Raw genomic sequence first — 7271 nt, forward strand, 5'->3', positions numbered from 1 at the left:
TAATAGAGATGTAGCCCTTACACAATTCATACTCAACTCACGCATTATTAGATAAGGGAAGCCCAATGAGCATGCCGTCTCTCTACAAAGTTCCAAGTGAAATCGCTAAAAACGCACTTGTAAATGACGAACAATATAAAAAAATGTACCAAGAGTCGATTGTAAATCCTGAAGGTTTCTGGAGAGAACACGGCAACCGTATCGATTGGATGAAGCCTTTCACTAAGGTAAAGAAGACTTCGTTCGATGACCATAACTTATCCATAAAATGGTTCTATGATGGCACATTAAACGCGTCAGCTAACTGCCTAGACCGACATTTAGACACCAACGCCGATAAGGTCGCCATTATTTGGGAAGGCGATGATGCTAAAGATCAACGCACTATCACTTATGGTCAATTACATGCCGATGTATGTAAATTTGCCAATGCCCTTCGCAGTCAAGGGGTTCGACGCGGCGACATAGTAACCATTTATATGCCTATGGTGCCAGAAGCTGCCGTAGCCATGCTCGCATGTGCCCGTATTGGTGCCGTTCACTCTGTTGTATTTGGTGGTTTCTCACCTGACTCCATCGCATCTCGCGTGATTGATGGAAAATCAAAAGTCATTATTACCGCCGACGAAGGTTTACGTGCTGGTCGCATTATCCCCCTAAAAGCCAATGTCGATGAGGCTCTTGCTCATCCTGATGTCGATTGCGTTGAAAAAGTCATTGTAATGAAGCGCACTGGCGGCGACATCAATTGGGTTGAAGGTCGTGATATTTGGTGGGAATCTTTGCTAGAAACCGCATCAGAGCATTGTGTTCCAGAAGAGATGGGCGCTGAAGACCCACTCTTTTTACTTTACACATCTGGCTCAACTGGTAATCCAAAAGGTGTGTTACATACCACCGGTGGTTACATGGTTTACGCCGCGATGACTCATGAGTATGTATTCGATTACAAAGATGGTGAAGTGTATTGGTGTACCGCAGATGTAGGGTGGATCACTGGTCACTCTTACATGGTTTATGGCCCGTTAGCTAATGGTGCAACCGTATTAATTCACGAAGGCGTCCCCAATTATCCGACCCCTGCCCGACTAGGCGAAATAGTTGACAGACATAAGGTCAATATTCTTTATACCGCGCCGACGCTTATTCGTGCCCTAATGGCCGAAGGCAAAGAACAGTTTGATAACTTTGATGGTAGTTCACTGCGCATTATGGGCTCGGTAGGCGAACCGATTAATCCAGAAGCATGGCGCTGGTACAACGACGTTATTGGTCATGAAAAGTGCCCTATTGTTGACACATGGTGGCAAACTGAAACCGGCGGCATTTTGATCAGCCCGTTACCGGGAGCGACTGATACTAAACCTGGCTCTGCTACGCGTCCGTTCTTTGGCGTCCAGCCTGCACTTGTTGACAACATGGGCAATATCGTTGAAGGCGCAAATGAAGGTAATCTGGTTATTCTAGATTCATGGCCTGGACAAATGCGCACCGTATTTGGCGATCATGAACGCTTTGTACTGACTTACTTTAAAACGTTTAGAGGCATGTACTTTACGGGTGACGGTGCTAAACGTGATGAAGATGGTTATTACTGGATCACCGGCCGTGTTGATGACGTTATTAATGTATCAGGTCATCGACTCGGTACTGCTGAAGTTGAAAGTGCCCTTGTGGCCCATAAGGATGTCGCTGAGGCCGCTGTTGTGGGTTACCCTCACGATATCAAGGGTCAAGGTATCTATGCATATGTCACGCTCACCCGCGGCACTGTCGAAACTGAAGAGCTGCGTCAGGAACTTCGCCAATGGGTTAGAAAAGAGATCGGTGCGTTAGCAACACCCGATTTAATTCAATGGGCCGGCGGATTACCTAAGACACGTTCAGGCAAGATCATGCGTCGATTCCTGCGTAAGATTGCCGCAAATGAAGTGACCAACTTAGGCGACTCTTCAACACTTGCCGATCCAGCAGTGATTGACACTCTAATTGAGTCTCGACTCAACCGTAGTGAGTAATCATTAAGCAGTCACTCTCCATTTGACCTTCCCTAGCCCCTCTTAAGAGGGGTTTTTTTATGCCTAAAAGATAGAAGCCAATATTTTCCTTATCGTCGCCCCTTATTTGTGTGATGATTTCGTTATCTGCTCCCCCCAATGGCATGCCAAACGGAAACTCACTCGTGCAACTTAGAGATTATCAGCAACAATCGGTTGATGCCGCCATCGCCCACTTTAAATCCAGCCCCGACTCTGCCGTGCTTGTCTTGCCTACTGGCGCAGGCAAAAGCATTGTTATCGCCGAGTTAGCCAGAATTGCTAAAGGACGTGTATTAGTATTGACGCACGTTAAAGAGCTTGTAGCGCAAAATGCCGAAAAAGTCGGCTTACTCACCGATAAAGCTTCAATATATTCAGCAGGGTTAAATCAAAAGTCGACAGCAGGCAAGACCGTCGTAGCCAGCATTCAATCCGCAGTTAAGCGCCCCGAGCAATTTGACGAACCTTACAGTCTTGTCATCATCGATGAATGCCATCGCGTTAGCCCCGATAAAGACAGTCAGTATCAACAACTATTAAGCCATTTAAAGTCGAAGAATCAGCGTTTAAGGCTGTTAGGATTAACCGCTACTCCTTATCGCTTAGATTTAGGATGGATCTACCGCCAGCACTATCATGGCAAAATTGGTAATACCGAAAAACCTGTATTTGAAAAATGCATTTTTGAACTGCCGATGCGTCCACTGATTAAACAAGGTTTCCTAAGTCAGCCAAAAATGTTTGACGGCTTAAGCGCCCAATATGACTTTAGTGAGCTTACTGCTACGCCAACCGGTGAATACAATGGATCCGAGGTCAATTCGATACTCAACCATTGTGGCCGAGCGACTACTGCAATTGTTAAGCAGCTCATTGAGCTGGCTAAACATCGTCAGGGCGTGATTATCTTTGCCGCAACGGTTAAACACGCTGAAGAGATCATGGCTAAGCTTGCGGACTGTAAACCTGCATTGATTACAGCCAAAACCTCGAGTGAAGATAGAGACGCTCTCATTCACGCGTTTAAAGCCAAAGAGATAAAGTTCCTTGTCAACGTTGCCGTTCTGACGACAGGCTTCGACGCTCCTCATGTGGATCTTATTGCGATTATGCGCCCCACTGCCTCTGTTAGTCTGTTCCAACAAATGGTTGGGCGTGGCTTAAGGATCGACAAAGACAAAACTGAATGCCTTATTATTGATTACGCTGCAAACGGCTATGACCTTTTCTATCCTGAAGTTGGCCAACCTAAACCCAACAGTAAGTGTAAGCCTGTGCAAGTCCATTGCCCTGTGTGTGATTTTGCCAATATCTTTTGGGGTTTGACCGATGACGACGGCGATATCATTGAGCATTTTGGCAGACGTTGCCAAGCTTTGATTGAAACACCTGAGGGTAAACAACAGTGCGATTTTAGGTTTCGTTCCAAGTCCTGCCCCAATTGCGGCGAAGAGAACGACATTGCCGCCAAGGTATGTGGTCATTGCCAAGCCGTATTAGTTGATCCCGATAAAAGACTCAAAGAGGTGTTACAACAGAAGCATCATCACTTATTCAAGTGCCAAACAATGTTGCTTGAGCCTGAAAAGGATCGTTTAGTGGTGCGTTATATCGACATCGAAGGCAATGATTTCTGTCGTTACTTTAAGATGCAAACACCCGCCCAAATAAGAGCCGTATTTGCGCTGTTTATTTTTCCACATAGCAAAACACCGGGAATGAAGCATAAAAAATATAGTTCAGCTCAAGAGTTAGCCGCTGACGCGCTTTGCTTTAGAAAACCGGACTTGTTGTTGCTTAAAAAAGGGAAAAAAGGCTGGGATTTACTGGAGTCTATCTTTGATTACCGAGGCCGTTATCAAACACAACCCTCAGATAATGAATAATACGATTAACTCGACTATAAATATCGATTAGAACTAATCTCTCGCCTATGTTATAAAGTGCTCAAGCTATTTTAGAGGAACTATTATGTTTGTTGTGATTTTCGGTCGTCCAGGTTGTCCTTATTGTGTTCGTGCAGTACAAGTTGCTGAGCAACTTACTGAAAAGCGTGATGATTTCAAATTTAAATATGTTGATATTCACGCAGAAGGGATCAGCAAAGCCGATCTTGAAAAAACAGTCGGTAAGCCAGTTGAAACCGTTCCACAGATCTTTGTCGATAAAGACCATGTTGGCGGATGTACTGAGTTTGAACAATACGTCAGAGCAAACGAGCTAATGCCTGCGGCATAAGTTGAACGCTTAAAATAAAAAAGGAGGCTATTGCCTCCTTTTTTGTGTGTAACACAATTTACTTAACTATTTATCTCATCAACTACAGCACATATTTCATTGAGAAAATCACTCGATTTAACTCGCCATCAAGGCCATTTTCTTTGGTGTTTTTAGCATACATATACTCAACACCCACCGTTAATGGTTTCACAGGTGAGTACAATAGGTTGAGGTAACCTGAGTAAGAATCTTTATTTACCGACCCACCAGTTAAACTCGCATTATTATCCGCTTTAAAACCTGACCCCGTGATACTGGTACGCCATTTATCATTCCACCAGTGACGGTAAGAGATATAGCCACCGTATGAGCTGATAACCTCAATATCACCATTAGCATCTAATACACCCGCATTAGCATAGTTAAGTGCCATATAACGCCCTAGACCATCACCGTAGGTTGCTGACATCTTAATGTCATCCTGCCCAACGGGAATAACCCCGGTGAAGCTCACACCATAACCAAATTCGGAAGTGTCTAGACCATCTTGTTCAATATTAAGCTCACGCGCTAACCCCGCAAAAGTGAACGCCATGCCGCCTTCTGTTTTCATGTTATAGCGAGCGACGAAATCAGGCACCATGCCGCTGCCGCTGGTGATTCGACTGCTACCACCTGTATCACTTCGATAACTATTCACCGTCGTTTCAGGATTCTCTGCGGAGAATTGAAAGCCACCATTGGTGTAGCGAACCATGGTTTGACGCACGAACGGCGTACCTTCAGCAGCACCAACAAAGTCTAAGTTCTCAGGTAACGCACCTGGGTTTTGAAAGGTAGTCCACATTTGGCCCGCAGCCCAATTGTCAAAACTGACAAAAGCTTGGCGGATACGAGGAGAGTAACTATTTGATACTCGCTCGTTGCCATCGGTATGTGTCATAAAATCAAGTTCAATAAACCCAACTAGCTTATGCCCATCAATATCAGTAGAAGATTTAAAGTTAAAGCGTGATTCTCTTGCTTGAAAATCGACGACTTGCTTGCCGTTACTCGGATCACCATAAATTGTTCCTGGTACATAAAACTGACGAGATAAGCTTCCAGAATCAGGCGCGCCATTGCTGTAGTCACTGAACATCACATCAGCTTTTACATAACCACCGAATTTAAAATCTGTCTCTGCATATGCACTGACGCTCATTGTCGCAATAGCTGCTGCGCAAAGAACGCTTAGTTTTGCTTGTTTCATTCCCTTTCTCCCATATTTTTTATTATCCTTACGAAATATGACCGACTTAACATCAAGGCAACATTGGCAATAGGTCTATCAGACAAAGGTAGAATACATACAACCAATTAGTCACATCCGCATCTAACGCCACCAATATTAGTAAAGAACCATACAAAGTGTTAATAAGTGGAGGCGTTTTTAGAAAAGAAGTATGTGTTAATGTCGAATTATTTCATTCGAATAAATATAAGAGGCAAGATAAATGTCTTAGAAAACAAAAGATATAAAACAATAATAATCAACAACTTAAAATGTTATATTTAAAATTTAAATACCCTGCAAAATAAGTGCAATACCACTGTCATGAAATATGTGAAATTTTATGCAGACTCATTACCTATCTCACTCATTATTGGTTGTTTAGTCACATAAAACTCTGTCATAAAAAGCTAACAGCTAAAATACCCATTTTTGACTTTACTCATTTCCTACGTAAATATGTTCAAAATAGAAACTATCGGGACTATCAGCAAAGAAAAAACTGAGCCAGAACTATTTTGACCATTTGCTGGCTTAACAATCATAGCCAAACAGCTCAGTTAATTTTTATTCCCACTTTACATGGAGTATTTTCAATTACTGATCCCCTTTGGAGTCATATTGGCAAAATTGGCTTTTTATTAGTGATGAATAAATAAGCTAGACGCGAAGACATAGAATAATACCAATTACACTACGTATTTGACCAATTCAGATCGCCTCAGACTTTTCAATTCAAGTCGCATTGGTGAAGAAATGGTTATTCCCTTTTAAGCCAATGCAAAGCAGAAGTGGAAAGTCTGAGCCGTTCACGCAGTGCGGCCGACGTTTAAAGTAAATGGCAAAGCCCTTTAAGCTTCGTTATGGATTTTGGATATACGACTAAACGGTCTATTTTGTTCCATACAAAATAAGACATTTCCACCCTCCTTGGCGGTCAGATTCAGGAGGTACGAGTCCACGGATGGACGAAGGTTGATTAATGCCGGAGCAATTGTCGAGGATGCCAGAGCCGAGAATAACGATTAGCTGCAATCCTCATCTTGCCTACAGGGCTTTCAATTCCCGCTGAATGGTCAAACTTTTAATGCAACTGGTATCATAACAAAAAATAGCAATTTACTTCTATTAGCGACAAACAAGCCACTTTAAGGACAGTTACAAAACAATATTATTAATTATCAGAAGTTGTTAGTGGGGTAGGACTAGAAGGTATAACTTGAAATAGAGCATTTGATCAGAGAGCTTCAATAGACGATTGAAACAAAGAGTGCTGAGTCGTGAAGAATTCTAACTTTCGAGCAATGGCTCGATAAAGAGCAAGCTACTACCAATTCACTCTGCAAGTGTCAACAGAGCTCACAACCTAACTTAATTGTTATTACTTTTATGAATGCTGAGTGTCGCTAGGATAAATACTGGCTTGAAGTGAACAATTGAAATAGGAGCTGAAATAAAGAATTTAAAATTGATTTATATGATTTGAACAAAGAAGTGATGGGTCGTGAAGGATTCGAACAAGATGGTGGTTAAGAGTAAAGCTAACTGCGTACTTTATTAAGATGCAGCAACTGAATCTTTTACTAACGTCTCTAATATTGATTCACCAAGAGAAGTGGTGGGCCCTGAAGGATTCAAACCTTCGACCAATGTGGTAGTTAAGAGTAAAGCCAACTATGCTCTTATTCAAAGCATCAACTGAGCTAACCTATCTTTACCGTCTCCATTTTACCACCTGG

4 protein-coding genes and 1 tRNA gene are annotated in these 7271 nt (G+C 42.7%); 3 read left to right on the forward strand and 2 right to left on the reverse strand.

Features of this window, described 5'->3' with window-relative positions; all coding sequences use genetic code 11:
• Positions 1-65 precede the first annotated feature (65 nt).
• From acs to CXF86_RS05410, 3 genes are all read left to right on the forward strand, one after another.
• Complete coding sequence (gene acs / locus CXF86_RS05400; protein ID WP_101089704.1) at positions 66-2018, forward strand: acetate--CoA ligase; 1953 nt, start codon at positions 66-68, stop codon at positions 2016-2018.
• 143 nt (positions 2019-2161) lie between these two features.
• A complete protein-coding gene (locus CXF86_RS05405) occupies positions 2162-3925 on the forward strand; it encodes a DNA repair helicase RadD (RefSeq protein WP_102038534.1) in 1764 nt (587 codons plus the stop codon).
• A gap of 85 nt (positions 3926-4010) precedes the next feature.
• The gene (locus tag CXF86_RS05410) at positions 4011-4277 is read left to right on the forward strand and encodes a GrxA family glutaredoxin (RefSeq protein ID WP_101089702.1); all 267 of its coding nucleotides are present in this window, start codon (positions 4011-4013) and stop codon (positions 4275-4277) included.
• Positions 4278-4359: 82 nt separating this feature from the next.
• Here the strand turns inward: CXF86_RS05410 and CXF86_RS05415 are convergent, their stop codons facing one another.
• Positions 4360-5511 (reverse strand): DcaP family trimeric outer membrane transporter, encoded by a 1152-nt coding sequence (locus tag CXF86_RS05415; protein ID WP_101089701.1) that lies wholly within the window; start codon positions 5509-5511, stop codon positions 4360-4362.
• A gap of 1637 nt (positions 5512-7148) precedes the next feature.
• Positions 7149-7241: transfer RNA gene (locus tag CXF86_RS22685), tRNA-OTHER, on the reverse strand.
• Between the last annotated feature and the right edge of the window lie 30 nt (positions 7242-7271).

Origin of the sequence: Shewanella sp. GutCb (assembly GCF_002836135.1) — a bacterium.
In the GTDB taxonomy this organism is placed as follows: domain Bacteria; phylum Pseudomonadota; class Gammaproteobacteria; order Enterobacterales; family Shewanellaceae; genus Shewanella.

Coding starts and splice junctions, on each gene's coding strand:
- acs (WP_101089704.1), top strand. CDS start 66: ATGAGCATGCCGTCTCTCTACAAAGTTCCAAGTGAAATCGCTAAAAAC.
- CXF86_RS05405 (WP_102038534.1), top strand. CDS start 2,162: ATGCCAAACGGAAACTCACTCGTGCAACTTAGAGATTATCAGCAACAA.
- CXF86_RS05410 (WP_101089702.1), top strand. CDS start 4,011: ATGTTTGTTGTGATTTTCGGTCGTCCAGGTTGTCCTTATTGTGTTCGT.
- CXF86_RS05415 (WP_101089701.1), bottom strand. CDS start 5,511: ATGAAACAAGCAAAACTAAGCGTTCTTTGCGCAGCAGCTATTGCGACA.